At 63.2% G+C, this 1602-nt stretch carries 2 protein-coding genes; one reads left to right on the forward strand and one right to left on the reverse strand.

Going from position 1 to position 1602, the window contains the following annotated elements; genetic code table 11:
• Positions 1-972, reverse strand: a 972-nt coding sequence (locus EOA24_RS37330; RefSeq protein WP_127410786.1) for a pilus assembly protein TadG-related protein, incomplete at its 3' end; no start/stop codon positions are given.
• Between the two features lie 251 nt (positions 973-1223).
• Here EOA24_RS37330 and EOA24_RS37335 point away from each other — a divergent pair.
• Positions 1224-1602 (forward strand): pilus assembly protein TadG-related protein (locus tag EOA24_RS37335; RefSeq protein ID WP_245501954.1); only part of this gene is annotated, 379 nt, incomplete at its 3' end.

The raw sequence follows: 1602 nt of genomic DNA on the forward strand, positions 1-1602 counted from the left end.
CGCCTGGTAGATGGTGATGCCGGCATAGGGGCCGCTGGTGGGCGGCGAGAGGTTCACCTGCTCGTTGGCGTTGATGTAGAGCTGCGAGTTCTCCATCAGGAAGATCGTCACGCCCTGGCCGCTCAGGCTGCCATTGCCGCCCGGCTTTATGACGACGTTGCGCATGATGTAGGTGCCCGGATTGAGCGTGATCTTTCCCGACAGGGTCTTGTCGCAATAGGTGCCCGGCGAGAGCGTTATCGTCTTGCCGTTGGGCACCGGCAGGCAGAGCGTGTAGGCGGGCGGAACAACGTCGGCCAGCGGATCGAACGAGGCGTACTGGTTCTCATGCGGCGTGCCGCAGGAAAGCGTGGCGCTGGGCGGCGTCAACCCTTGCGTGGCGCCGACCGTCGAGACGCAAGCTGCGCTGACTACCGCCGAGCCGCCGCGGTTGACGGAGTCGGCGGCGTCCGAATTGGCCGCGATCACGCAGCCGGCCATCGCCACATTGGTCGAGCCCTGCAGGTTGACCGCGTTGTCGGCATGCTGGTTGAGCGCCAGCACGCAGGCCTGCGCGCCGGGCTTGATCTTGACCGAGGCGGTGCGCGTCGCCTGCCAGGCCGGCATGGCGCCGAGGAAGGCCGGCCGGCTGATGCTCGACGACGCCGAAATGAAATAAGCGCCCGGATCGCCGCTGGCGGAGGCTTGGAAGGCGGCGAGGCTGCCCGACAGCTCCTGCGCGTCGGCGGCGCTCATATTGGCCGCGAAGAAGGTCTGGCCCAGTTGCCGCAGGTCGCCCGCCGACATGCCCGGCTGGTATTTGGTGCCCATCGCAAGGCCGGCGGCGTCGAGGGAATTCTGCAGCTGGGCGGCGTCGTCGCTGGTGCCGATCAGGTCGATGGATGCTGCCAAACCAAGCATCAGCGGCACCATGGCAACCGCCGTTGCGACCGCGAAGTTGCCGCGCTTCGAAACCCAAAACCGTCCAAGCATGGCGCCCGCCCTCGTCGTATTTCACAGAGTGTTATGCGTGTGGTCTCTACGGGCGATTTCCAAAAAAGTTAAAATGCAGAAAGTGCTAAAATATTAGGTTTTACCGATGGTTACATCTTAAGTCCTAGGGCGGGTAGGCCTTAAGTCTGAGTATGCGCGGCGTAAGTTGGAGGCGGCGTCCCGCTGCGGTCCTACCGGCTCAACTCGACCGAAATAATTAGGCATTCGTTCATACGGCAATGATTGATGTGATGGCTGGGATAGCTTGGGCGCGCTCGGCCATGGCCTCTTCAGGTCGGTTCTTCAGACATCTTTTTTTCCGGCGCTTCATTCGACGCTTTTGCGAAGGCAAGGGCGGCAATGTCGCGACCATATTCGCTCTAACCCTGCCGGTCGTCGTCGGCGGGGCGGGGCTCGGCGTCGAGACCTCCTACTGGTATTATTCGAGCCTGAAGCTGCAGTCGACGGCGGATGCGGCGGCTTATGCCGGCGCAGTGGAAAAGTCCTGGGGCTCCAACACGGCTACCATCACCGCGGCCGCCACGACATCGGCGACTTCGAACGGGCTGGGCACAGGCACCATCACCGTGCACACGCCGCCGACATCCGGGGCATACACGGCCAAGAAGG

Origin of the sequence: Mesorhizobium sp. M2A.F.Ca.ET.039.01.1.1, from assembly GCF_003998035.1 — a bacterium.
Lineage (GTDB): Bacteria > Pseudomonadota > Alphaproteobacteria > Rhizobiales > Rhizobiaceae > Mesorhizobium.